Source organism: Janthinobacterium sp. SUN118 (genome assembly GCF_030397695.1).
Taxonomy (GTDB): Bacteria; Pseudomonadota; Gammaproteobacteria; order Burkholderiales; family Burkholderiaceae_D; genus Janthinobacterium.
In genome coordinates this window covers 124,832-149,062 of sequence record NZ_JAPUBV010000001.1, presented here as the reverse complement: position 1 = coordinate 149,062, position 24,231 = coordinate 124,832, and the positions used below count along the sequence as shown (strand labels likewise).

General features: G+C 63.2%; 22 protein-coding genes. 6 read left to right on the top strand and 16 right to left on the bottom strand.

Annotated features, from left to right (window positions below; genetic code table 11):
- Position 1: 1 nt before the first annotated feature.
- From O0880_RS00660 to leuS, 10 genes are all read right to left on the bottom strand, one after another.
- On the bottom strand, positions 2 to 2,206 hold the full coding sequence (locus tag O0880_RS00660; RefSeq protein WP_071321765.1) for an EAL domain-containing protein: 2,205 nt from the start codon (positions 2,204 to 2,206) through the stop codon (positions 2 to 4).
- 5 nt (positions 2,207 to 2,211) lie between these two features.
- On the bottom strand, positions 2,212 to 4,317 hold the full coding sequence (locus O0880_RS00655; protein WP_232251022.1) for an HDOD domain-containing protein: 2,106 nt from the start codon (positions 4,315 to 4,317) through the stop codon (positions 2,212 to 2,214).
- A gap of 259 nt (positions 4,318 to 4,576) precedes the next feature.
- Positions 4,577 to 5,857 (bottom strand): multidrug effflux MFS transporter, encoded by a 1,281-nt coding sequence (locus O0880_RS00650; protein WP_198043851.1) that lies wholly within the window; start codon positions 5,855 to 5,857, stop codon positions 4,577 to 4,579.
- Between the two features lie 189 nt (positions 5,858 to 6,046).
- A complete protein-coding gene (locus O0880_RS00645; protein WP_071321762.1) occupies positions 6,047 to 7,216 on the bottom strand; it encodes a class I SAM-dependent RNA methyltransferase in 1,170 nt (389 codons plus the stop codon).
- A gap of 142 nt (positions 7,217 to 7,358) precedes the next feature.
- The gene (locus O0880_RS00640; RefSeq protein WP_289884530.1) at positions 7,359 to 7,976 is read right to left on the bottom strand and encodes a 2-hydroxychromene-2-carboxylate isomerase; all 618 of its coding nucleotides are present in this window, start codon (positions 7,974 to 7,976) and stop codon (positions 7,359 to 7,361) included.
- 10 nt (positions 7,977 to 7,986) lie between these two features.
- The gene (locus O0880_RS00635) at positions 7,987 to 8,424 is read right to left on the bottom strand and encodes a CopD family protein (RefSeq protein WP_034745744.1); all 438 of its coding nucleotides are present in this window, start codon (positions 8,422 to 8,424) and stop codon (positions 7,987 to 7,989) included.
- Between the two features lie 71 nt (positions 8,425 to 8,495).
- Positions 8,496 to 9,761 (bottom strand): glutamate-5-semialdehyde dehydrogenase, encoded by a 1,266-nt coding sequence (locus O0880_RS00630; RefSeq protein ID WP_289884521.1) that lies wholly within the window; start codon positions 9,759 to 9,761, stop codon positions 8,496 to 8,498.
- A gap of 23 nt (positions 9,762 to 9,784) precedes the next feature.
- Positions 9,785 to 10,801: a DNA polymerase III subunit delta gene (gene holA, locus O0880_RS00625; RefSeq protein WP_071321760.1), complete on the bottom strand. Its 1,017-nt coding sequence runs from the start codon at positions 10,799 to 10,801 to the stop codon at positions 9,785 to 9,787.
- A 10-nt stretch (positions 10,802 to 10,811) separates the two neighbouring features.
- Positions 10,812 to 11,417 (bottom strand): LPS assembly lipoprotein LptE, encoded by a 606-nt coding sequence (gene lptE, locus O0880_RS00620; RefSeq protein ID WP_289884518.1) that lies wholly within the window; start codon positions 11,415 to 11,417, stop codon positions 10,812 to 10,814.
- Between the two features lie 2 nt (positions 11,418 to 11,419).
- Positions 11,420 to 14,059 carry a leucine--tRNA ligase gene (leuS, locus tag O0880_RS00615; RefSeq protein ID WP_289884517.1) on the bottom strand — a complete coding sequence of 880 codons (2,640 nt, stop codon included), beginning with the start codon at positions 14,057 to 14,059 and terminating at the stop codon, positions 11,420 to 11,422.
- 177 nt (positions 14,060 to 14,236) lie between these two features.
- On the opposite strand from leuS, the gene O0880_RS00610 reads away from it, so the two are divergent.
- Both O0880_RS00610 and O0880_RS00605 read left to right on the top strand, forming a co-directional pair.
- Complete coding sequence (locus O0880_RS00610) at positions 14,237 to 15,001, top strand: helix-turn-helix domain-containing protein (RefSeq protein WP_289884515.1); 765 nt, start codon at positions 14,237 to 14,239, stop codon at positions 14,999 to 15,001.
- 76 nt (positions 15,002 to 15,077) lie between these two features.
- Positions 15,078 to 15,443 carry a glyoxalase/bleomycin resistance/extradiol dioxygenase family protein gene (locus O0880_RS00605; protein WP_071326169.1) on the top strand — a complete coding sequence of 122 codons (366 nt, stop codon included), beginning with the start codon at positions 15,078 to 15,080 and terminating at the stop codon, positions 15,441 to 15,443.
- Here O0880_RS00605 and O0880_RS00600 read toward each other — a convergent pair.
- Positions 15,440 to 16,336, bottom strand: a complete 897-nt coding sequence (locus O0880_RS00600; protein ID WP_289884513.1) for a LysR substrate-binding domain-containing protein — start codon at positions 16,334 to 16,336, stop codon at positions 15,440 to 15,442. The two genes, O0880_RS00605 and O0880_RS00600, sit on opposite strands and share 4 nt — an antisense overlap.
- A 161-nt stretch (positions 16,337 to 16,497) precedes the next feature.
- Here O0880_RS00600 and O0880_RS00595 point away from each other — a divergent pair, with 161 nt between their 5' ends.
- Together O0880_RS00595 and O0880_RS00590 are read left to right on the top strand one after the other, a co-directional pair.
- Positions 16,498 to 17,676 (top strand): acyl-CoA dehydrogenase, encoded by a 1,179-nt coding sequence (locus O0880_RS00595; RefSeq protein ID WP_289884512.1) that lies wholly within the window; start codon positions 16,498 to 16,500, stop codon positions 17,674 to 17,676.
- Positions 17,676 to 18,923: a CaiB/BaiF CoA-transferase family protein gene (locus O0880_RS00590; RefSeq protein WP_071321755.1), complete on the top strand. Its 1,248-nt coding sequence runs from the start codon at positions 17,676 to 17,678 to the stop codon at positions 18,921 to 18,923. Before O0880_RS00595 ends, O0880_RS00590 begins: the two co-directional genes overlap by 1 nt.
- 94 nt (positions 18,924 to 19,017) lie before the next feature.
- On the opposite strand, the gene O0880_RS00585 is transcribed toward O0880_RS00590, so the two are convergent.
- Genes O0880_RS00585 through O0880_RS00575 form a run of 3 tightly spaced genes read right to left on the bottom strand, consistent with a single transcriptional unit; the run spans position 19,018 to position 20,877 of the window.
- Positions 19,018 to 19,344, bottom strand: coding sequence for a barstar family protein (locus O0880_RS00585; RefSeq protein WP_289884510.1), 327 nt, complete (start codon positions 19,342 to 19,344; stop codon positions 19,018 to 19,020).
- A gap of 8 nt (positions 19,345 to 19,352) precedes the next feature.
- The gene (dapB, locus tag O0880_RS00580; RefSeq protein WP_071321753.1) at positions 19,353 to 20,162 is read right to left on the bottom strand and encodes a 4-hydroxy-tetrahydrodipicolinate reductase; all 810 of its coding nucleotides are present in this window, start codon (positions 20,160 to 20,162) and stop codon (positions 19,353 to 19,355) included.
- Positions 20,163 to 20,181: 19 nt separating this feature from the next.
- On the bottom strand, positions 20,182 to 20,877 hold the full coding sequence (locus tag O0880_RS00575; RefSeq protein ID WP_083411572.1) for an outer membrane protein assembly factor BamE: 696 nt from the start codon (positions 20,875 to 20,877) through the stop codon (positions 20,182 to 20,184).
- A 123-nt stretch (positions 20,878 to 21,000) separates the two neighbouring features.
- On the opposite strand from O0880_RS00575, the gene fur reads away from it, so the two are divergent.
- Positions 21,001 to 21,432 carry a ferric iron uptake transcriptional regulator gene (gene fur / locus O0880_RS00570; RefSeq protein ID WP_071321751.1) on the top strand — a complete coding sequence of 144 codons (432 nt, stop codon included), beginning with the start codon at positions 21,001 to 21,003 and terminating at the stop codon, positions 21,430 to 21,432.
- Between the two features lie 94 nt (positions 21,433 to 21,526).
- On the opposite strand, the gene hrcA is transcribed toward fur, so the two are convergent.
- On the bottom strand, positions 21,527 to 22,543 hold the full coding sequence (gene hrcA, locus O0880_RS00565) for a heat-inducible transcriptional repressor HrcA (protein WP_071326168.1): 1,017 nt from the start codon (positions 22,541 to 22,543) through the stop codon (positions 21,527 to 21,529).
- Positions 22,544 to 22,645: 102 nt separating this feature from the next.
- A complete protein-coding gene (locus O0880_RS00560) occupies positions 22,646 to 23,371 on the bottom strand; it encodes an HAD family hydrolase (protein WP_289884501.1) in 726 nt (241 codons plus the stop codon).
- A 245-nt stretch (positions 23,372 to 23,616) separates the two neighbouring features.
- Here O0880_RS00560 and O0880_RS00555 point away from each other — a divergent pair, with 245 nt between their 5' ends.
- Entirely contained in the window at positions 23,617 to 24,216 is a 600-nt protein-coding gene (locus O0880_RS00555) for a hypothetical protein (protein WP_289884500.1), read from the top strand.
- Positions 24,217 to 24,231 lie beyond the last annotated feature (15 nt).

Genomic DNA, 24,231 nt, shown 5'->3' with positions numbered 1-24,231 from the left:
ATCAGGCCTCGACGGCAAGCGTCTGCGGCACCGCCGGCACGCCATCGGCGATCAGGCGGTTCTGCTCCTGCAGCACGGCGATGAAGCTGCCCAGCGAAATGGGCCGGTGATACAGATAGCCCTGCATCGTGGTGCAGCCCTTGTCTTGCAGGTAGCGCGCCTGCCCTTCCGTTTCCACGCCCTCGGCGATCAGGTGCAGGCCCAGGCCGCGCGCGATCGAGATGATGGCCAGGATGACGGGATAATGCCCGTGCTCGTCGTGGATTTCCTTCACAAACGACTGGTCGATCTTGATCGTGTGGATAGGAAAGCGGTGCAGGTACGACAGCGACGAATAGCCGGTGCCGAAATCGTCGATGGCCACCGACACGCCCAGCTGGCACAGCTTGTTCAACTGCTCGATCGCATACTGCGGATTGCGGATGCAGATGTTTTCCGTGATTTCCACTTCGATCTTTTCCGGCGCGATGCCGTAGCGCGTCAGCGCGCCGCGCATCTTCTCGAAAAAGTCGCCCCGGTCCAGGTATTGCGGCGACAGGTTCAGCGACAGGCGCACGGCTTCGCCGCCGGCCGCATTCCATTGCAGCAGGTCGCGGCACAGCGCGCCCAGCATCCAGTCCGAGATCGGCAGCATCAGGCCGTTTTCTTCCGCGAACGGCAGGAATTCGCCAGCCGTCAGCAGCCCGCGCTGCGGGTGGTTCCAGCGCATCAACCCCTCCGCGCCGACGATGCGGCCCGTCGTCACGTCCACCTGCGGCTGGTAATACATTTCCAGCTGGTTCAGCTCCAGCGCCTTGCGCAGGCTTTGCTCAAGCGCGATCTTCTGGTGCGACACGTCGAGCATCGACTCGTGATAAAAACTGTGGCCGTTCTTGCCCAGCGCCTTGACCTGGTACATGGCGATGTCGGCATGGCGCAGCAGTTCGTCGATGGTCTCGCCGTCGCCCGGGTAGATGGCGATGCCGATCGAGGCCGAGATATGCACCTGGTTGCCGTCAAGGTCGAACGGCTGGTGCAGGCATTCGAGGAATTTGTCGGCGATCAGGCGCGCATCCTGGCGGTCGCGCAATTCCGGCAGCACGATCGTGAATTCATCGCCGCCCTGGCGCGCCAGCGTATCGCCGCGGCGCAGGCAATCCTTCAGGCGCAGCGCCACTTGCTGCAGCAATTCGTCGCCCTTCACGTGGCCCAGGGTATCGTTGACCAGCTTGAAGCGATCCAGGTCGATGAACATCACGGCCAGCTCCGTCAGCTTGCGGCGCGCCTGGATCACGGCCAGTCCCAGGCGATCCTTGAACAGCATGCGGTTCGGCAGATCCGTCAGGATATCGTGGTAAGCCTGGTAGGAGATCACCTCCTCGGCGCGCTTGCGGTCGGTGATGTCGCGCGCCACGCCGTAGGTGCCGAAGTATTCCTGCTTTTTCGCTTCGTGATCGAGGCTGTGCACGCCGATCGAATTGAGCGGGATCGTCATCAGGGTATTGTTGAAGGTGCGGTCGTTGCCGCTGCCGCTGTGGCACTTCAGGCGCAGTTCCACATTGCGCGAGGCGCGCTCGTCGAGGCGACGTTCGTTGAAGGCATAGCGCGCCCGCTCCTGGTCTTCGTCGTGCACGAGGATGGAATAATGGCTGCCGATCAGCTCTTCGCGGCTAAAGCCCAGCAACTGGTGCACGCGGTCGTTGATGAAGGTGATGCGGCCTTCGTGGTTCAGCGTATAGATGATGTCGGGCGAGCTGTCGACCAGGTAGCGGTACATCTTTTCCGAGTTTTCCAGCTGCAGCGCGATGCGTTCGTTCTCCAGCGCCAGCCGGCGCTTTTGCAGCGCGTTTTCCACCGTCTTGAGCAGTTCCTCGCGGCTGTACGGCTTGCGCAGGTAATCGTAGGCGCCACGCTTCAGGGCGCCGATGGCCGCCTCGATGCCGACATCGCCGCTCATGACGATGACGTCGCCCTCGATGCCGCGCCGGTTGATGTGGTCCATGATTTCATGGCCGCTCATGTCGGGCAGGCGCAGGTCCAGCAGGATCAGGTCGAAGCGCAGTTTCGCCAATTGCGCCAGCGCTTCGCTGCCGCAGGTGGCCGTGTACAGCTGATAGCCACGGTCCTTCAGCAATTCATGCAGGGAGGCGAGCAGCCGGGGCTCGTCGTCGACCAGCAGGATGCGCGGGCTATTTTCCAGGTCAAGCGGAGTGGCGGAGGAATTCATGGGCGTTACGAAGATAGAGCGGTATTGCCGAGCGCGGGCACGGCATCGGAAACGGTGGCAGCGGCGGCGGCCTGCGGCAGGGGCAGCAGGATTTCAAACGAGGTGCCGCCCTTGCCGCTGCGGCAGCCGATCACGCCATGCAGGCGCGTGACCAGGTCGTGCACGATGGACAAGCCCAGGCCATGATGCGCGCCCGGCTTGCTGCTGCGCACGGGCGAGAACAGGTTGGCCAGCACCTCAGGCGCCAGGCCGGCGCCATTGTCGCTGACGCACAGTTCCAGGTACAGGCGTCGGTCGCGGTTGACATGGCCCCGGTTCGCCACTTCGATGCGGCCGCCGTCCGGCAAGGCCTCGACGGCATTTTTCAGCAGGTTGAGCAGGATCTGCTTGAGCATGTCGGCATCGGCCTCCACCTCGCATGGCGCATCCTGCATGCGCGTGACCACCTCGATTTTCGACGGCAGGAAATCGGTGGCGCGGAACAGGCGCAGCACATCGTCGACGACGCGCGCGCAATCGGTGACGCCGCTGGCTACCGCCGGCTGCAGGTCAGCCAGGCCATTGATCAACTGCCCGACGCGGTCGATCTCTTCGTTCAGGATCGACATCTCGCCCGTCACCGGCTCCTGCTTCTCGAGCTTGTGATCGAGCACGCTCAGGTAGTTCTTGATGATCGACAGCGGGTTGTTCACCTCATGCACCACGCGGCGCGACGCTTCGCGGTATTCCTCGGCCACGTGATCGAGCTGGCGCCGCGCCAAACCGCGCGCGCTGATCGCCGTTTCCAGCGCGCTCGCGGCCTGGTTGCCGAAAGCGCGCAGGAAGCCCTCGCGCTTCTGACAGGCGGGAATCTGCCACGCCGCCACGCCGCCAATCAGCACGCCCAGGCTGCGCTGGCCCGCCACCAGCGGCAGGCAGACCAGGCTGTCGGTGCCAAGGATGCGGAACAGCTGCTCCTCGACGATGCCCAGGCCCGGCATGTCGCCTTTCAGAAAGGCCAGGCTGCATTCGAGCGCCGAGGCGGCCAACGGCCCGCCCTTTGCCAGCGGCACGGAAAAACCGGCCAGGCGGTGCTGCTGTTCTCCCGCCGCCACGCCCACCAGCGCATGGCCGGTGGGGTTTTGCAGCAGGATGACGGTAGTCTCGAAGTCGAACAGGATGCGCGCCGAACGCGTGATGGCTTCCAGCAGGCTGGTCTCGCCCTGCTGGCGCGCGAAAGTCTGGCCCACTTCGGACACCAGCACCATATTGCGCACTTCGTCGGACAGGCGCTGCTGCACCGGATCGACGGCAGGCGGCGCGAATGCCGGCGGCGTGGCGATATCGTCGGCGCCGGCCAGGTCGATGCCCAGGTGCTGCGCGGCCTGTTCCACCTGGCGCGCGACGCTGCCGGCCAGGGTCTCCAGCACCTCGACGTCCAGCGCGCACAGGCGCGCCGCCTGCGCGATCGACTCCGCATCGCCGGCGTGGCAGCACAGCAGGTGCGCCAGGCGCACGATGCGGATCAGGGGATGGCTCGCCTCCAGGCGCGCCAGCGGTTCATGGTGATACAGCACGCTGTCGGCCAGGAAGGAATCGAGGTGCCAGCGTTCGATCAGCCAGGCCCCCGCTTCGGCATGCGTGATCTGCAGGGTGCGCTGCTCCACCGCGCACAGGGCGGCATCGTCGCGGGCCGTGAAATTGAACGCGTATTCCTTCGGCGCCGTGGCCAGCAGGGCCAGGCGGCCCACATTGTGCAGCAGGCCCGCCAGGTACGCTTCCTCGACATGCGGATAGGCCATGGCCTTGGCCAGCGCACGCGCCATGACGGCGGCCGACAGCGAACTTTTCCAGAACGCGCGCAAATCGGTGCTGCCGGAATGGGGGAAGCTGCTGAAGGTCTGGAACACGGATTCGCTGATGACCAGGGTCTTGATCATGTCCGTGCCCAGCGAGACGAGCGACTGTTCCAGGCTGACGACCCGGCCCTGGCGGTGATACGCCGAGCTGTTGGCCACGCCGAGGATCTTGCTGGTCATGCCCGCATCCTTGGCGATCAGGGCGGCCAGTTCCGGCATGCCGGCGTCGTCGGCCTGCAGGTGGGCGATCAGCTTGATGAGAATCTGCGGCATGGCCGGCAGACGGGCAATCAGCAGGCGATTGCGTATATCTTGATCAGATTGATGCATCGTATCAGGCATTGCCGGTTCGAAAAGGAAGCGCGCTCAGCAGCAAAGCGCGGCCACGTCAGAGGAATCCTCCACTCCTGTAACCCAAAAAATGTCGCCTGAGAGGATGCCGGGAAAAAAAGTCATCTTATCATAAGCGCCGGATATTACTTGCAATATAGAAAATTAAGTTGAAATAAATCCAGCGTTCTGCAGTGGAAACTTATGCCTTGAAGGAACCTAGCAAACGGTGGCGGAAGCGCCGCGAAATCAGCCACAGGGCCAGCGCCAGCGCCGTAAACGCCAGCTGCCCGGAGGCCAGCCACAACACGGAGCCGGACAACAAGGGCGAGATCACGCCGGCCACCACCGCGCCGAGCATGGTGCTGGCGAACGACTGGCACGAGGCGACCGTGCCGCGGATATGCGGGAACAGGTCCAGCGCCAGCAGGGTCGCGCCCGGCCCCACCAGCGACATGCCGAAGGTGTAGAAAAACAGCGGCAGCACCGACCATGGCAGCGAGGGCGGCAGGAACAGGTGGTACACGACATTGACGCTGGCCGCGCACAGCAGGAAGGCAAAGCCGATGCCGATCTGGCGCGCGAACGTCACCTTGCCGGCGATGCGGTTGGCCGCCGCGGCGCCCATGAAAATGCCGCTCACGCAGGGAATGAACAGCCAGCCGAATTGCGACGGCCCCAGGCCCAGTTGCTTGGGCAGCATTTCCGGCGCGGCCGTGATGAACAGGAACAGGCCTGCGAAATTGAGGGCGACGATGCCGGCCTTGATGTGGAACAGGGGCGAGCGCAGGATCTGGCCGTAGCTCGACGCCAGGAAGCGGGGATTGAACGGCTGGCGCTTTTCCACCGGCAGGGTTTCGGGCAGGCGCCAGTAGCAGAACGCCAGCAGGATCACCGTGTAGAAAGCGAGGAACAGGAAGATCGAGCGCCAGTCGAACCAGATGACGATCCAGCCGCCCAAAATGGGCGCCACGGCCGGGGCGATGGAAAAGATCATCGTCACCAGCGACAGCAGGCGCGCGGCCGCCGCATCGGCGTACAGGTCGCGGATGATGGCGCGGCTGATCACCACGCCGGCGCCGGCCGACACGCCCTGCATGATGCGGAAGAACCACAGATAGTGAACCGTGTGCGCCGAGGCGCAGCCGAGCGAGCCGATGGCAAACATCAGCAGCGACACGAGGATGACGTTGCGCCGGCCGAAGGTATCCGATATCGCGCCATGCCACAGCACCATGCCGGCAAAGGCCAGCATGTAGAACGTCAGCGACTGCTGCACTTCCAGCGGCGAAGCTTGCAGCGAGCCCTGGATCGCGCCGAACGCGGGCAGATAGGTGTCGATCGATAGTGGTCCCAGCATCGACAGGCCGGCCAGCATCATGGCCAGCGCGCCGCGGCTCAAAGGCGCCATGTGGCTCGGTGTGGGAGGCGGCACGGGCGTGACCGGATCGGGCGGCACATTGGCCGGAGGGGTGGGAAACATGGCGGATCCAAAGTGGCGCGCGGACCGGCGTCGGACAGCGCGAGGTACTGCGTTACTACAAACGTCTACAGACTGCAAAATAGCTGATCAAACCGTCGCGAGCGGAAGGGAGAGGTGGCCGGGAAGCGCAGCCGTACACCAGTACGGCGAGCATCACAGGCTGCCTATCCCGACGCGCAGCAGGTTTGATCAGTTATTTTTTGGCTTGGCTTCTTCGCGGCGGTTGTAGCCCGCGACCATATCGAAGCGGAACAAACGGCATTCCAGCGCGCCGTTGAAGAATGGCGTCTTGCGCGCTTCCTTCAGGCGCAGCAGCTTGGGCAGGCCCAGGTCGGCCGTGAAGAGGAACACGGTCCAGCCGGCAAAACGCTGCTTCAGGGTGGTGCCCATGGCCGAATAGAAGGAGGTCGACAGTTCGTCTTCCGGAATGGTGCTGTCGCCGCGCACGCCGATACGTTCGCCGTATGGCGGATTGGTCAGCATGATGCCCGGCACGTCGCTTGGCGGCTTGACTTCCTGCGCCTCGATCTGTTTCAGCGGCACCTCGAAGCGCACGCCGGCGCAACGCAGGTTGTGGCGCGTCATGGCCACCATGTCGCCCGAAATATCGCTGCCGAAAATCGTCGGCTCCGCCGGCAGCGGATTGACCTTGATGGCGTTCTTCATGGCATTCCACGGCGCCGGATCGAAGTCGTGGAAATTTTCAAATGCGAACTGGCGCGAGGCGCCCGGCGGAATCCCTTGCAGCATCTGCGCCGCTTCGGCCAGGATGGTGCCGGAACCGCACATCGGATCGAACAGCACCATGCCCGGCTTCCAGCCCGACACGCGCAGCAGGCCGGCGGCCAGGTTTTCGCGCAGCGGCGCGTCGCCCGTCTCCTCGCGCCAGCCGCGCTTGAACAGCGCTTCGCCCGACGTGTCGAGGTAGACGGTGAAAGTATGCGCGTCGAGGAAGCCGACGATGCGCATGTCCGGCGTCTTGGTATTGACCGATGGACGCTCGTTGAACTGGTCGCGGAAACGGTCGCAGATCGCATCCTTGATCTTCAGCGTGGTGAATTCCAGGCTGCGCAGCGGCGATTTGACGGCCGTGACGTCGACGCGGATCGTGTGGTGCACGCCGAACCAGTCTTCCCAGGCTTGCGCCAGGGTCAGGTCATAGATGTCGTTTTCCGTCTTGTAGCCGGAATGGGCCATGCGCATCAGCACGCGTGAAGCGATGCGCGAATGCAGGTTGATGCGGTAGGCATCGAGCAGGTCGCCCGAGCAGTGTACGCCGCCCGGCACCTGGTTGTGGACCTTCATGGTCGAACTATCCTGGGCGATCTCGCCCAGTTCCTCGGCCAGCGCCGCTTCCATGCCGCGCGGGCATGGGCAAAAATATGAAGCCATGGTTGGTGTACCCTTATTCCATTGTGTTGAACGCCCGCTAGATTACAGACGCTGTTTACTACGTTAATACCATGTAAAAAAACTACTGCTACTTTGCTGTCCTTCCAGCTTACTGTCCTTCCAGCGCCCGCTCGACAAAATCGAGGCGGTCCTGCCCCCAATAGCCTTCGCCATCGACGATGTACCACGGCGAGCCGAAGACGCTGGCGGCGGTGGCCGCTTCCGTGTTGGCGTCATATTCCGCCTGCACGCTGGCCGTTTCCGCCGTTTTCAGCAGCTGGCGGCCGTCGAATCCCTCATCCAGGGCGATCTGCGCCAGGGTATCTTCATCGCCGATATTGCGCTCCTCCGCCCACAGGCCGCGCATGATGGCATGCGCCAGCTTCAGCGACGCTTCCACGCCATGCGCCAGGCGCGTGGCGATGATCAGCTTGGCCGCCGCTTCCGGCGAGACGGGGAAAAACTTCGGCTGCAAGGTCAGCGGCACTTGCAGGAAAGCCGACCAGCGCGCCAGTTCGCTCAGGCGATACGCCTGGCGCTGGGGCGCGCGCTTGGCCAGCGGCAAGCCACCCGAAACGCTGAAGACCTTGCCCAGGTCGAAGGGGCGCACGTCGATCTGCGCGCCGGTCTTCGCGGCGATGGCCATCAGGCGCGCATGGCCCAGGTAGGTCCATGGCGAATGGGGAGCAAAGAAATACTGGACAACCTTGTTCTGGCTTGCACTCATCTCGACTCCCTTAGAAAGGCTTGACCACGACCAGCACGACGACGGCCAGCAGCATCACCACCGGCACTTCATTAAACCAGCGGAACCAGGTGTGGCTGCGCTTGTTGAGGCCTTTTTCGAACTTGCGCAGAATGGAGCCGCAGGCGTGGTGATAGCCGAGCAGCAGCACCACGAACGTCAGCTTGGCATGCATCCAGCCCGGCATCTTCATGCGGCCTTCGCCCCCGCCGTACAGCATCCACATCAACGCCAGGCCCAGCACCATGGCCGGCAGCGCCAGCAGGGACATGAAGCGGTACAGCTTGCGCGCCATCAGCAGCAGGCGCTCGGTGGCGACCGTTTCCGTCTCCATCGCCAGGTTGACGAAAATGCGCGGCAGGTAAAACAGGCCGGCAAACCAGGACATGACGAAGATGATGTGGAATGCTTTGGTCCAGAGAAAGAGCATGGGGTTCCCAGTGTCAGAGATATCGAAGGGTGAGAGAACGGACCGCCTCGTGGGCGGCCCGCGAAGAAGCATTATTGACGTACTTCGCCGTGGCCGAAGACCACGTATTTGAGCGAGGTCAGACCTTCCAGTCCCACCGGGCCGCGCGCATGCAGCTTGTCATTCGAGATGCCGATCTCGGCGCCCAGGCCATATTCGAAACCGTCGGCGAAACGCGTGGAGGCGTTCACCATCACGGAGGCGGAATCGACCTCGCGCAGGAAGCGCAGCGCATCGCTGTAGTCTTCCGTGATGATGGCTTCCGTGTGCTTCGACGAATACTGGCTGATGTGATCCATCGCCTCGTCGATGCCGTCGACCACCTTCACCGCCAGGATCGCCGCCAGGTACTCGGTGCGCCAGTCTTCCTCGGTGGCGGCGACCAGATGCGGGTAGCCGGCCAGGATGGCATGCGCCTCGGGATCGGCGCGCAATTCGACCTGCTTGGTCAGATACAGTTCGGCCAGCTGCGGCAGTACGACAGGTGCGATGGCGCGTGCCACCAGCAGGGTTTCCATGGTGTTGCAGGTGCCGTAGCGGTGGCATTTCGCGTTGAAACCGATGTCGAGCGCCTTCTGCATATCGGCCTTGGCGTCGATGTAGACGTGGCAGATGCCATCGAGGTGCTTGATCATCGGCACCGTGGCTTCTTCCATCAGGCGCGCGATCAGGCCCTTGCCGCCGCGCGGCACGATGACGTCCACGTATTGCGGCATGGTGATGAGGGCGCCGACGGCGGCGCGGTCGGTGGTGTCGACCACCTGTACCGCATCGGCAGGCAGGCCGGCGCCCGCCAGGCCCTCCTGTACCAGCTTGGCCAGGGCGCGGTTGCAATGGATGGCTTCCGAGCCGCCGCGCAAAATCGTCGCGTTGCCGCTCTTGATGCACAGGCCGGCCGCATCCACCGTCACGTTCGGACGCGCTTCATAGATGATGCCGATGACGCCCAGCGGCACGCGCATCTGCCCCACCTGGATGCCCGTCGGACGGAATTTCATGTTCGAGATTTCACCGATAGGATCGGCCAGCGACACGATCTGCGTCAGGCCTTCGACCATGGTGGCAATGGCCGCGTCGGACAGGGTCAGGCGATCGAGCATGGCCGGCGCCAGGCCGGCGGCGGCCGCCGCATCGAGGTCGCGCTGGTTGGCAGCACGCAGCAGATCGGCATCGCGCACGATGGCCTTTGCGATCAACGTCAGGGCGCGGTTGCGCGTGGCGCTGTCGGCACGCGCCATGGCGCGCGAAGCGATGCGCGCGCGCGTGCCCACGTCCTGCATATATTCAGTGATATCCATGCTCGTATCCATATAGTAAAAACCTAGCCTCGGGCGATTTTCAGGCCCAGTTGCAGCATGGCGTCCCAGGCGTCTCCCGCGTAGCCCTTGGCGCGCAGGCCCTTGATCATCTTGTCCACCTGCGCCGCCTGCTGCAGCGCCGCTTCCAGCACGGGCAGCGAAATGCGCCGCAGGGCCGGCTCCATCATCCGCTCGCGCGGGCCCCAGATGCGGTATTCCTTCAGCAGCGCGCCCAGCGGACGTCCCTGCGCCATCCCGGCCTTCAATTTTAACAGCGTGCGGATTTCCTCGGAGACGGCCCACAAGACCAGCGGCAGCGCCTCGCCCTCGCCCTTCAAGCCTTCGAGCATGCGCACCAGGCGCGCCGGGTCGCCGGCCAGCATGGCCTCGGACAGCTTGAAGACATCGTAGCGGGCCACGTTCAGCACCGCGTCCTGCACCTGTTCATACGTCAGCTTGCCCGCTTCGTGCAGCAAACCCAGTTTCTGGATTTCCTGGTGCGCCGCCAGCAGATTGCCTTCCACCCGTTCGGCGATGAAGTCGATGCTGGCGCGCTCGGCGCTCTGCCCCTGCGCGGCCAGGCGCTGGCCTATCCACGCCGGCAACTGCGCCCGTTCCACATTCGGAATCTCGATGTAGACGGCCGCCTGCTGCAGGCTGGCGACCCAGGCCGCCTTTTGCGTGGCCCAGTCCAGCTTGGGCAGGGTGATCAGGGTCAGGTTGTCGGGACTGAGATTCTTGGCGTAGCTTTGCAGCGCCGCGCCGCCATCCTTGCCCGGCTTGCCGGTAGGGATGCGCAGCTCGATCAGCTTCTTGTCGCCGAACAGCGACAGCTCCTGGTTGGCCGCCAGCAGCTCGCCCCATTTGAAGCTGCGCTCCACCGTCAGCACGTCGCGTTCGGAATAACCCTGCGCGCGCGCCGCCCGGCGTATTTTGTCGGCCGCCTCCAGCGCCAGCAGGTGCTCGTCGCTGGTGATCACATACAGTTGCGCCAGCGGCTTGGCCACATGCCCGTCGAGCGCGTCTATCCGCAATTGCATGGCGTCCCCGTTACTGCTGCGGAGCTGGCGCGACTGGCGTCACGGGCACCGCTGGCGCCACCGACATGGCCGGCAGCACCGGCTTGATGGCGGCCAGGCGGCGCATGATCTGCTGCACCATGTCGTTGCGCATGTCGCGGTACAGCTGCGCTTCTTCCGTTTCCTTGGCCAGCACCTGCGATTCGTTGAAGGTGATGGGACGCACCAGGCTGATGGACGTTGGTCCCAGCAACTGGTTGCCCGCCTTGTCCAGCACGCGGAAATTGATGGCGTACCCAAGCTGGTACTCGCGCACGCGGCCGTTGCTGTTCAGGGACAGGATGGTCTTGGTACGGTTCCTCTCCGGATCGCTGAGAACTTCCAGGAAAGCGTCGGCACCGTCCCGGGTGTCGACCACTTCCGTGCTGCCGATGGCGCGGATGTAGCGCTTCAGGTCAATCGCCAGCGGCGACGTCTCGGGCAGGCCGATATTCATCGTCGCGAACGGCAGCATGAAACTGCCGTTCGAGCCACGCAAGTGAAAGCCGCAGGCCGACAACAGCATGGTCAGGGCGATGGCCAGCATGGCGCGCCAGGCGCGCCCGCCGAACGGCGATACGGAAGAGGAGGTTGTCATAGTTACACCACGATGCTGATTAACTTGCCTGGCACGACGATGATCTTCTTCGGCGTGGTCTCGACGTACTTCTGCACACTCTCGCACGCCAGCGCGGCCGCTTCGATGCTGGCCTTGTCCGCATCCTTGGCCACCGTGATCGAGCCGCGCAGCTTGCCGTTCACCTGGATCATCATCTCGATCTCGGACTGTTCCAGCGCGGCCGGATCGACTTGCGGCCAGGCCGCGTTGAGCAGGTCGCCATGCGCGCCGGCGTAACCCAGTTCCTGCCACAGCACGTGGGTGATGTGCGGCGCGACAGGATTGAGCAGGCGCAGGAAGATGGAAAAACCTTCGGCGATCAGGGCCTTCGACTGCGCGCTGTCATCAAGCTTGGCCGATTCCAGCGTGTTGAGCATCTTCATGCAGGCCGACACCACGGTGTTGTACTGGATGCGCTTCAAGTCGTAATCGGCTTGCTGCAGCAGCTTGTGCAGTTCGCGGCGCAGGTTTTTCTGCGCGTCGCCCGTCGCTGGCGCAGGCGCCGCGGCCAGCGCGGCCTGAATGCCTGCCGACTGGGCGTAGCCGAAGTTCCACACGCGACGCAGGAAGCGGTTCGCGCCTTCGACGCCGCTGCCCGACCATTCCAGCGTCTGTTCCGGCGGCGAAGCGAACATGGTAAACAGACGGGCCGTGTCGGCGCCATACTGCTCGATCTGCGCTTGCGGGTCGATGCCGTTGTTCTTCGACTTCGACATTTTTTCCGTGCCGCCGATTTCCACCGGCGCGCCATCGGCCACCAGGATGGCGCTTTGCGGACGGCCCTTGTCATCGAGCGACAGGCGCACGTCGTCCGGGTTGAACCAGGTGGTCTTGCCCGCCGCATCCTTGCGGAAGTAGGTTTCGTTCAGCACCATGCCTTGCGTCAGCAGGTTGACGAACGGCTCGTCGAACTTGACCAGGCCGAAGTCGCGCATGATCTTGGTCCAGAAGCGCGCGTACAGCAAGTGCATGACGGCGTGTTCGATGCCGCCGATGTACTGGTCCATCGGCATCCAGTAATCGTTGCGCGCGTCGACCATGGCGTCGTTCGAGCCAGGCGAGGTATAGCGCATGTAGTACCACGACGAATCGACGAAGGTATCCATGGTGTCCGTCTCGCGGCGCGCCGGCTTGCCGCACTGCGGGCAGTCGCACTTGAGGAAGGCTTCGTACTTGTTCAGCGGATTGCCCGTGCCGTCCGGCACGCAGTCTTCCGGCAGCACCACCGGCAAGTCTTTTTCCGGCACCGGCACCACGCCGCAGTCGGCGCAATGGATCATCGGGATCGGCGTGCCCCAGTAGCGCTGGCGCGAAATGCCCCAGTCGCGCAGGCGGAACGTGGTTTTCTTCTCGCCCAGGCCCAGTTCGGCCAGGTCGGCGGCCACCGCGTCGACGGCGGAGGCGAAATGCAGGCCGTCGTATTTGCCGGAGGCGATGCAGACGCCCTCCTTGCTGCCATACGATTCCTGCCATGCGTCGGTCGAGAATTCCTGGCCCTTGACTTCGATCACTTGCTTGATCGGCAGGTCGTATTTCTTGGCAAAGCCGAAATCGCGTTCATCGTGCGCCGGCACGCCCATCACGGCGCCGTCGCCGTAGGTGATCAGCACGTAGTTGCCGACCCACACTTCCACTTGCGCGCCCGTCAGCGGATGGGTGACGAACAGGCCGGTCGGCATGCCCTTCTTCTCCATCGTCGCCATGTCCGCCTCGATGACGGAACCGAGCTTGCACTCGGCGTTGAAGGCGGCCAGCGCAGGATTGCTTTGCGCGGCGTGGATGGCCAGCGGATGTTCGGCGGCCACGGCGCAGAAAGTCACGCCCATGACGGTGTCCGGACGCGTGGTAAATACATACAGCTTGCCGTCGCCGATCAGGGCGCCTTCGGCATCCTTGATTGCATGCGGGAAGGCGAAGCGCACGCCCGTCGACTTGCCGATCCAGTTGGTCTGCATGGTGCGCACGCGCTCGGGCCAGCCCGGCAGCTTGTCATCCACATAGGCCAGCAGTTCTTCCGCGTAATCGGTGATGCGCGCGTAGTACATCGGAATTTCGCGCTTTTCGATCAGCGCGCCCGAACGCCAGCCCTTGCCGTCGACCACTTGCTCATTGGCCAGCACGGTCTGGTCGATCGGGTCCCAGTTCACGGTACCGGTCTTCTTGTAGATGATGCCTTTTTCCAGCATTTTCAGGAACATCCACTGGTTCCACTTGTAGTATTCGGGCTTGCAGGCGGTCATCTCGCGCGACCAGTCGATGGCCAGGCCCATCGATTCCATCTGCTGCTTCATGTGGGCGATGTTCGAATACGTCCATTGCGCGGGCGGCACGTTGTTGGCCATGGCCGCGTTTTCCGCCGGCATGCCGAACGCATCCCAGCCCATCGGCATGAGCACGTTATAGCCGTTCATGCGCAGGTAGCGGTACATCACATCATTGATCGTATAGTTGCGCACGTGACCCATGTGCAGCTTGCCCGAAGGGTAAGGTAGCATCGAGCAAGCGAAATACTTGCCTTTTGGGAAACGCGGGTCGTGTTCGACGGCTTTATAGGCGTCGATCGCCTTCCAGTGCGATTGGGCGGCTTGTTCGACGTCGGCGGGACTATATTTATCTTGCATGATGTGCGGCCAATAGTGGATATGAACCGAGCATTATACTGGTTGTCGCCGCCCGATAGCGCGGCACGGCGCCCGCCCGCTTCCGCATATTTTTGCCAGCGCATAAATATGCGGCGGACCGCCGCGTAATTGCTGTGTAATATATGTGCAATCTTGTTCTTTGCATCAAAGCCGGCCATGATCGTCTATCAGGAAGTTGCCCCCGTCCCCGCCCTGCGGCCCTGGCTGGACTGCGTCTGGACCTGCCGCGCGCAGGCGGGCGCCACGCCCCTGACGCACCAGGTCTTGCCGGACAATTGCATCGATATTCTGTGCCAGGACCAGCAGGACGCCAGCTTTGCCGTCGGCATGATGACGGCGCCGATACACGTCGTCAGCCATGGCCTGGTGCAGACGGTGGCGGCCCGTTTCAAGCCGGGCGCGGCGGCGCGCTTCTTCCAGCTGCCCTTGTGCGAACTCAACGATGGCCGCACGGATCTGCAGCAGCTGTGGGGCCACGACCTGGCGGCGCGCCTGGGCGATGCGCTGTGGAGCGAGCCATTGTCCGATGCGCAGCGAGTCGCTATTTTGCAAGATTTTCTGCTGCTGCGCCTGCGCCAGGGAGCGCGCCTGCGCCCGGCCGGCGTGACGGAGCATGCGCTGGCCGCCATCCAGGGCGCGCAAGGCAGGGTGCGCGTGGATGGCCTGGCCGCGCAGCTGGGCGTGTCGCGCCAGCACCTGGCGCTGCAATTTCGCCAGCAGGTCGGCATCAGCCCGAAATTGTTTGCCCGCATCTGCCGTTTCCGTGCCGCCAGCCATGGCTTGAAACATCTGCACGGGCAGCCGGATTGGGCGCAAATTGCCCTGGAATATGGCTATTTCGACCAATCGCACCTGATCCACGACTTCCAGGATTTCGCCCACAGCTCGCCCGAGGCATGGTTCATGCACCGCCGGCATTGAGACCTTCCATTTTTACAATCGCCGCGCGCACGCCGGTGGCATGATGACGTCATTCTTTATTCACCAGGAGCAGAACATGATCAAGGGCTTACGCACCGTCACCTATCCCGTCCCGGACCTGGACAAGGCCAAGGCCTGGTACAGCCAGGTTTTCGGCACCGCACCGTATTTCGACCAGCCGTTTTATGTGGGTTTTGCCATCGGCGGCTTCGAGCTGGGCTTGCTGCCGGGCGGCGAACCGGGCACGCAGGGCAGCGTGACGTACTGGGGCGTGGAAGGCATCGAGCAGGAAGTCGACCGCGTCATCGCACTGGGCGCCACCTTGCACCATCCGATCACGGACGTGGGCGACGGCATCCGCACGGTGGAATTGCTCGACCCGTTCGGCAACCAGATCGGTTTCATCGACAATCCCCATTTCGAGACCGCCAAAGTCGTCTAGGCCGCCTCGTCCTGCAGCCACAGCCGCAATTGCTGCATTGCCGTTTTTTCATGTGCAGCCTCGGGCGTGATCAGGTAATACGCGCGCTGGCCGCGCAGTGGGCGCTCGCACACGATGCGCAGCTCGCCGCGCGCCAGCTCCGCCTCGACCAGCATGCGCGGCAGCAAGACCACGCCCTGCCCTTGCACGGCCGCCATCGCCAGCATGGAAAACAGTTCATAGCGCGCCCCGTAGCGCGCCAGTTCCCCATCGACCTGCATGGCGTCAAACCACTGGCGCCAGGCGCCAGGCCGCGTGCTTTGCTGCAATAGCGTCAAAGCCAGGATATCCTGCGGCTGCCAATGGGTGCGCGCCGACAGCAGGCGTGGACTGGCGACGGGCACGATCTCCTCATGCATCAGCAAGGTGGCGCGCGTGCCGGGCCAGCGCGCCAGCTGCTCGGGCGTGCCCGCATACAGGGCGGCGTCGTATTCCGTATCGGCAAACATGAACGGTTTCGTATAGGCATCGATATGCACGACGATATCGGGATGCCGGGTGGCCAGACTGCCCAGGCGCGGCATCAGCCAGCGCGTGGCAAACGTGGGCACCGAGGCCAGCTGCAAGGTACTGCCGCCGCCCTGGCGCGCCATGGTATCGAGCGTATCGCGCTCGAGGCCGTCCAGGCGGGCGGCGATCTGCCGCGCATACGAGGCGCCGGCCGTAGTCAGCAATACGCCGTGGCGCGTGCGCTGGAACAGTTGCACGCCGAGAAAACTCTCCAGGGATGCAATCTGGCGCGAGACGGCGCTTTGCGTCAGCGACAGTTCGCGCGCCGCATGCGTGTAGCTCTGGTGGCGCGCGGCGGCCTCGAAGCAGTTTAAAGCTTGCAGCATGGGAATTTTTCTGGACATGAGGGGAGGCGGGCTGGAAAGAAGCCTCAAGTATGCCGCAAGATATGCGCAGCACGCATGTCTGGGTGCGAAAAAATCGTTTGCGCAAGGCTGGCTGAAAATCTACCATGAGCCATATTCAATCTTGCGCCGATCACCGGCGCTCACCTGCGAGGCCTGTGATGAGCAAAACCGTATTCGACTGGAATTCCCCCCTGCTGCTGGAAGAACAACTGACGGGCGACGAACGCGCCGTGCTGGAAGCGGCCCGCGACTATTGCCAGGGCAGCCTGGTGCCGCGCGTGCTCGAATCGTTCCGCCATGGCCGCACGGACGCCGCCATCTTCCGCGAAATGGGCGAACTGGGCTTGCTGGGCACCACCATTCCCGAGGAATACGGCGGCGCCGGCCTGAACTACGTATGCTACGGCCTGGCCGCGCGTGAAGTCGAACGCGTCGATTCAGGCTACCGCTCGATGATGAGCGTGCAATCGTCGCTGGTGATGGTGCCGATCAATGCCTTCGGCAACGAGGAAACGAAACAGAAATACCTGCCGAAGCTGGCGACGGGCGAATACATCGGCTGCTTCGGCCTGACGGAGCCGAACCACGGCTCCGATCCGGGCAGCATGGTCACCCGCGCGCGCAAGGTAGCGGGCGGCTACAGCCTGTCCGGCGCCAAGATGTGGATCACCAACAGTCCCATCGCCGACGTCTTCGTCGTCTGGGCCAAGGACGATGAAGGCGCGATCCGCGGCTTCGTGCTGGAAAAGGGCTGGAAAGGCCTGTCGGCGCCCGAGATCCACGGCAAGGTGGGCTTGCGCACCAGCATCACCGGCGAAATCGTCATGGATGAAGTATTTTGCCCTGAAGAAAACGCCTTCCCCGACGTGCGCGGCTTGAAAGGCCCGTTTACATGCCTGAACAGCGCCCGCTACGGCATCGCCTGGGGCGCGCTGGGCGCGGCCGAAGACTGCTACCTGAAGGCACGCCAGTACACGATGGACCGCCAGCAATTCGGCCGTCCGCTGGCCGCGAATCAGCTGGTGCAAAAGAAACTGGCCGACATGTTGACGGAGATCACCATGGGCTTGCAAGGCTGCCTGCGCCTGGGCCGCATGAAGGATGAAGGTTCGCCTGCCGTGGAAATCACCTCGATCATGAAACGCAACAGCTGCGGCAAGGCGCTCGACATCGCCCGCGTGGCGCGCGACATGATGGGTGGCAACGGCATTTCCGACGAGTTCGGCGTCATCCGCCACCTGGTCAACCTGGAAGTGGTCAACACCTACGAAGGCACGCACGACGTGCACGCGCTGATCATCGGCCGCGCCATCACCGGCATCGCCGCCTTCAATTAATGGAAGGCCTCGCTTCCACCCTGCGGCCCGCCCCGCTGACCGGTTTGCGCGTGCTGGATCTGTCGCGCGTGCTGGCCGGTCCGTGGGCCGGGCAACTGCTGGCCGACCTCGGTGCCGACGTCGTCAAGGTCGAACAGCCGGGCCGCGGCGACGACACGCGCTCGTGGGGTCCGCCGTATGTAAAGGACGCGGACGGCCGCGACACCGCCGAGGCCGCCTATTTCCAGTGCGCCAACCGCAACAAGCGCTCCTTGTGCATCGACCTGGCGGCCCCTGAAGGGCAAGCCCTGGTGCGCCGACTGGCGCAAGAAGCCGACGTGCTGCTGGAAAATTTCAAATTGGACGGCTTGAAGCAATACGGCCTGGACGCGGCCAGCCTCCTGGCCCTCAACCCGCGCCTCGTCTACTGCTCGATCACGGGCTTTGGCCAGGATGGACCGTACGCGGCGCGCGCCGGCTACGACTTCCTGATCCAGGGCATGGGCGGCTTGATGAGCATCACCGGCGTGCCCGATGGCGAACCGGGCGCCGGGCCGCAAAAAGTGGGCGTGGCGCAGACCGACATCATGACGGGCCTGTATGCCACCATCGCCGTGCAGGCCGCGCTGGCCGAGCGCGAGCGTTCCGGCCTGGGCCAGCATATCGACCTGGCCCTGCTCGACGTGCAGGTGGCGGCGCTGGGCAACCAGGCGGCCAACTACCTGTGCGGGGGAAAAGTGCCCCAGCGCATGGGCAACTCGCACCCGAACATCGTGCCCTACCAGGACTTTCCCACGGCCGATGGCGACATGATCCTGGCGATCGGCAACGACGGGCAGTTTTCCCGCTTCTGCGCCATCGTCGGCCATCCGGAATGGGCGCAGGATGCGCGTTTCGCCACCAACCCGCAGCGCGTGGCGCACCGCGCCATCCTGATTCCCCTGCTGCGCCAGGCTACCGTCATGCGCACCACGGCAGAGTGGATCAGCGCCTTCGAGGCGCAGGCCGTGCCGTGCGGCCCCGTCAACCGCATCGACCAGGTGTTTGCCGACCCGCAAGTGATCGCGCGTGGCTTGAAAGTGGAGATGCCGCATCCGACGGCGGGCACGGTGGCGCTGGTGGCCAATCCCGTGCGCCTGTCGGGTTCGCCGGTACAGTACCGCCTGCCGCCGCCGCTGCTGGGGCAGCATACGCAGGAAGTGCTGCAGCAGTGGCTGGGCCTCGACAGCGGCCAGATCGACGGCTTGCGCGAACGCAAGGTCGTGTAAATGCTGGGTAGGTCAGATTAGGCCCTGCGGGCCGTAATCCGACACATTGTTGGCGCTGGTAACGTCGGATTACGCGCCTGCGCGCTAATCCGACCTACTTCAAGACCAGCTTCAGCGCCGGCTTTTCGCCATAATCGTCATAGCGCTCATTGATGCCGGCGATACAGAACGTAATTTCTTCCAGTAAATCAGGCACTTGCGCCTTCATTGCCGCCGCGTCTTGCACGACGATCTCGAGCACTTCATTCGGCTTCAGGCGGAATTGCGTCATGTTCTCGTCGTCGCGCAGATAGCTGAGACAATCGACCCAGGCATCCATGTTGTGGCCGTAGAACTCGGGGAAACCGAAGGCTTGCGCGCATTGCGCGTGGAAGCTCGCTTCGTCGGTGATGTCTTTTCCATTCAGGATGGCAGTGGCCATGGTCTTCCTCAGTTCTTCAGCGACAGCACATCCTGCATGTCGAACAGGCCGGTCGGCTTGTCGGCCAGGAAACGCGCGGCGCGCAGGGCACCGTGGGCGTAGGTGACGCGGCTGCTCGACTTGTGGCTGATCTCGATGCGCTCGCCGATGCCGGCAAACAGCACCGTATGGTCACCGACGATATCGCCGCCGCGGATGGTGGCAAAGCCGATGGTCGACGGGTCGCGTTCGCCCGTCACGCCTTCGCGGCCGTACACGGCGCACTCCTTCAGATCGCGACCCAGCGCGCCCGCCACCACTTCGCCCATTTGCAGGGCCGTGCCCGACGGCGCATCGACCTTGAAGCGGTGATGCGCCTCGATGATTTCAATGTCGTAGCCTTCGGACAGGCTTTTCGCGGCCAGTTCCAGCAGTTTCATGGTGACATTCACGCCCACGCTCATGTTCGGCGCGAACATGATGGCCGTCTTTTCGGCGGCGGCGGCAATCGCCGCCTTGCCCGCGTCATCGAAACCGGTGGTGCCGATGATCATCTTGATGCCGTGCTCGGCGCAATACGCCAGATGCTGCAAGGTGCCTTCGGGGCGCGTGAAGTCGATCAGGTAGTCGGCGCCGGCCAGGCCTGCGGCCAGGTCGGACTCGATCGGCACGCCGGCAGGCTTGCCGAGGAAGGCGGCCGCATCCTGGCCGAGCGAGGGCGATCCGGCGCGGTCGAGCGCACCGGCGAGCACGGCGTCGGGCGCGTTGCTGACCGCTTCGATCAGGATATGGCCCATGCGGCCACTGGCGCCGGCGATGGCAATTTTCAGTTCAGTCATTTTATTCTCTTACAGCAACTTATTTGGTGGGCTCGGCAGTAGGTGCAGGCTCGGCGGCAGGCGCCGGTGCCACGTCAGGCTTGCTCACAGGAATGGCGGGCGTGGCATCGGCCGGCACCGGCACGGCGCTCGGCGCCACGGGCGACGGCACGACAGCGGCTGGCACATCGGCCTTGGCCACCTTGGCGAATGGCGATGGTCCGGCGATGCGGTCGATGTATTCTTTCTCGGTCGGCAGGTTGCCGCCTTCGAAGCGCGCCACTTTGCCTTCCTTGTCGAAGAACACGACTACGCGGCTGCTGGTGGTTTCGCCATTGCCACGGGCCAGGCGGAATGGGTAATCCCAGCGGTCCGCATGGAAGATATCGGTCAGCAGGGAGGTGCCGAGGACGAAACGCACCTGGTCGCGCGTCATGCCCACTTTCAACTGGGCCAGCATCTCTTCGGAGATAAAGTTGCCTTGTTGAATGTCAGGACGATAGGGCGAGAAAAACCACATGAATTTCTGCAGCGGCGTGACGGTCGTCGTCTGCGCGCCTTGCTCGGGTACGACTTCCTTGCCCTCTTTCAGCGTGACGGCGGGCTTTTCGCCAAGGATGCCGCGGCTGGCACAGCCAGACAGCGTCAGCGCGACACAGACCATGCCCGCCACGACTGGAGCTCGAAATGAAATACGGTGCCAGAGAGATGGCAATACAGCCGGTGTTACGCGCATAAATGACCTCAATTTGATGAACAAAACGCCAGGAGTGACCGGCCAGCCAAAAAATGCATATTTTGGCACTCCCCGCTAAAACGCTATATGATAAAGCACCTGACCCACATACGAGCAACAAACATGAGTAACAATCCTAGTGATCTCAAGGCAAGCGGCCTGAAAGCGACCCTGCCACGGCTGAAGATACTCGATATCTTCCAGAGTAGCCCGGTACGCCACCTGACAGCGGAAGACGTCTACAAGATTCTGCTGGCCGACAATATGGATGTCGGTTTGGCAACTGTCTACCGTGTCCTGACGCAATTCGAACAAGCCGGCTTGCTTAACCGCAACCATTTTGAAACCGGCAAGGCGATTTTCGAGCTCAACGAAGGCTCCCACCACGACCACCTGGTGTGCCTCGACTGTGGCCGGGTCGAGGAATTCTTCGACGAAGACATTGAAGTCCGCCAGCAAAAAGTGGCCGAAGAACGCGGCTTCAAGATCGCCGAACACGCTTTGGCCATCTACGGCAACTGCATCAAGGTCGCCTGCCCGCACAAATCAGCCTGACGCAAGCTTGCCGCTCCCACGGGAGCGGCTCGCGTAATACCCTGCAATACAACGCCTGGCAAAACCGACGCGCAGCAGGTGTGGTCAGCTGTCCCTAGTGATGGCTCAGTGCGCTTGACAGCAGCTTGGCCGTGATATCGACAATCGGGATGACGCGCTCGTACGCCATGCGGGTCGGCCCGATCACTCCCAGCGTTCCCACGATCTTGCCGTTGACTTCATACGGCGCCGTCACCACGCTCATTTCATCCATCGGCACCAGGTTCGATTCGCCGCCGATGAAAATCTGCACGCCCGTCGCCTTGCTCGATACGTCGAGCAGCTGCATCAAGCCCGTCTTTTGCTCGAACATGTCGAACATCTGGCGCAGCGAACTCATATTCGATGACAGATCGCTCACGCTGAGCAAGTTGCGTTCGCCTGAAATCACCATATCGTCGCTATGGTCGGCCATCGCTTCGCTGCCCGCTTCCACGGCCGCCTGCATCAGGCTGCCCATGTCGTCGCGCAACTGGCGCAGCTCGCCCTGCAGGCGCACGCGCACGGCGTCGAACGACAGGCCGCCGTAATTCTGGTTGATGTAGTTGGCCGACTGCACCAGTTGCGCCGGCGTGTAGTCGGCCTCCGTCAACAGCAGGCGGTTCTGCACGTCGCCGCCGGGAGCGACGATGACGAGCAGGATGCGTTTTTCCGACAGGCGCAGGAATTCGATTTGCTGGAACACGGATTCGCGGCGCGGGCTGAGCACCACGCCGGCGAATTGCGACAGCGACGACAGCATCTGCGCCGCGTTGGCGATGGTGCGCTGCGGCTGCGGCGTCTGCAGGCGCATGCGCGACTCCACCAGATGCTCGTCCAGATGCTTGACGGTCAGCAAGGTGTCGACAAAGATACGGTAACCGCGCGGCGTGGGTATGCGTCCGGCCGAGGTATGCGGGCTGGACACATAACCGAGTTCTTCCAGGTCGGCCATGATGTTGCGGATCGTGGCCGGCGACAGGTCGAGGCCGGAAATCTTCGACAAGGCGCGCGAACCGACCGGCAGGCCGTCGGCGATATAGCGCTCGACCAGGGCTTTCAGCAGGGTTTGGGCACGTGTATCGAGTTGCATGATGTTGTAGTTAAGCAAGTATTCTGCGACGCAAACGGCAGCGAAGGCGGCCAAACGTGCGTCAATAGCAGCTATTATGCACGTTCGCCCGGCCAGCGGCGATCAATCTTCCAGTTGCCCCTGCAGCCACAGCAGCAATTCATCAAAGTTGGCGCAGATGGCGTCGGGCTGCACGCCGGCCGCCAGGTGCGCATCGCTGCCCTTGCGGTTCATCCACACGGCACGCATGCCCGCCCCTTGCGCCCCCGTCACATCGAAATATAAATCATCGCCGACATACACGGCGTCGCGCGGCGCCACGCCCAGCGCGGCGCAGCCGGCCAGGAAAATGCTGGCATCGGGCTTGGCCACGCCAAAGTCGCTGGCGGCGATCGATACCTTGAAATGCTGCGCCAGGCCGATAATTTCAAGGTCCGCATTGCCATTCGAAATGGAACCGACCAGCATGCGCTGCCCCAGCCAGGCCAGGCCGGGCAGGACGTCGTCATACGGCTGGACGCGGTGGCGCGCGGCCAGGAACTGGGCGATGGCGCCGTCGACGAGGGCGGGATCCTCGCCGGCGGCCTCGAAGGCGGTCAGCAGGCCGGCGCGGCGCAGTTCGATCAGGTTGCCATGAAAATGCGGTTGTTCATTGAGCATGGCCAGGCGGTGCTGGCGCAACAGCTCGATGGAAAACTGCTGCGCCACCTTCGGCGCATGCGTGGCCAGCCAGTCGTGCAACAGGGTTTCCGCCGCGGCAATCACGGGGGCGATGGGCCACAAGGTATCGTCGAGGTCGAACAGGATGGCCTTGGGCGGCACGGCCGTTTTTACAGAGGTAGGTGACATGGGACTCGCAAATGGATGCCGCGCCACGATGCGCGGCCTGCCTGTATTGTCGCACCGATCGCCGCTGGCGGCATGGGCGCCCGGTCGACAAATGGGGCCTGGCGGGCGCTTCGCGCAGAAAAATTGTTACACGGAGATACAAGGCAAGATCAATCGGCTTGCCAGATAGACTAAAATAGGCGCCATTCCAATGCGGCGCCAGCGTCCGCGTTGCGCTACCCTACCTAATTCGTTTTGGAGAATGTATGAAAAATTTGTACCTGCGCTCGATGCTGGCGGCGGCTTGCGCCGCCACACTGGCAGCCTGCGGCGGCAGCGGCGGCAATCTGTATCTGCAAGGCCAAGTCCAGAACCTGGCAAAAGATGGCTTGATCCTCCAGAACGGCGACGAAAGCTTGCCCATCACGGCGGGTGCTTCCGGCTTTACTTTCACCAAGCTGCTCAACAATGATGATCGCTATGACATCACCATCAAGCAGCAGCCGAAAGGCGCCGTCTGCAAAATGGTCAATGGCAGCGGCAAGGCATCGAGCTACTCCATATCGCCGGCCGTGGTTGTTTGCCAGACCAACACCTATCCGCTGAGCGGCACGATCACGGGCCTGACCGCGAACGGCCTGACCCTGGCAATGGGCGTCAACAGCATCAGCCCGCTTGCAGGCAGCACCGCCTACACGTTCCCGACCATCGCTGATGGCATCCCCTACAATATTTCCATAACGACCTATCCGACGGGCCAGACGTGCCGTTTCCAGGGCTCCGCCAGCGCCGATGGCCGCGATACTGTCGGCACCATGGGTTCCGCCGCCACGACCAGCGCCACACTGACCTGCACACCGCGGTAAGCCACGCGATTCGTC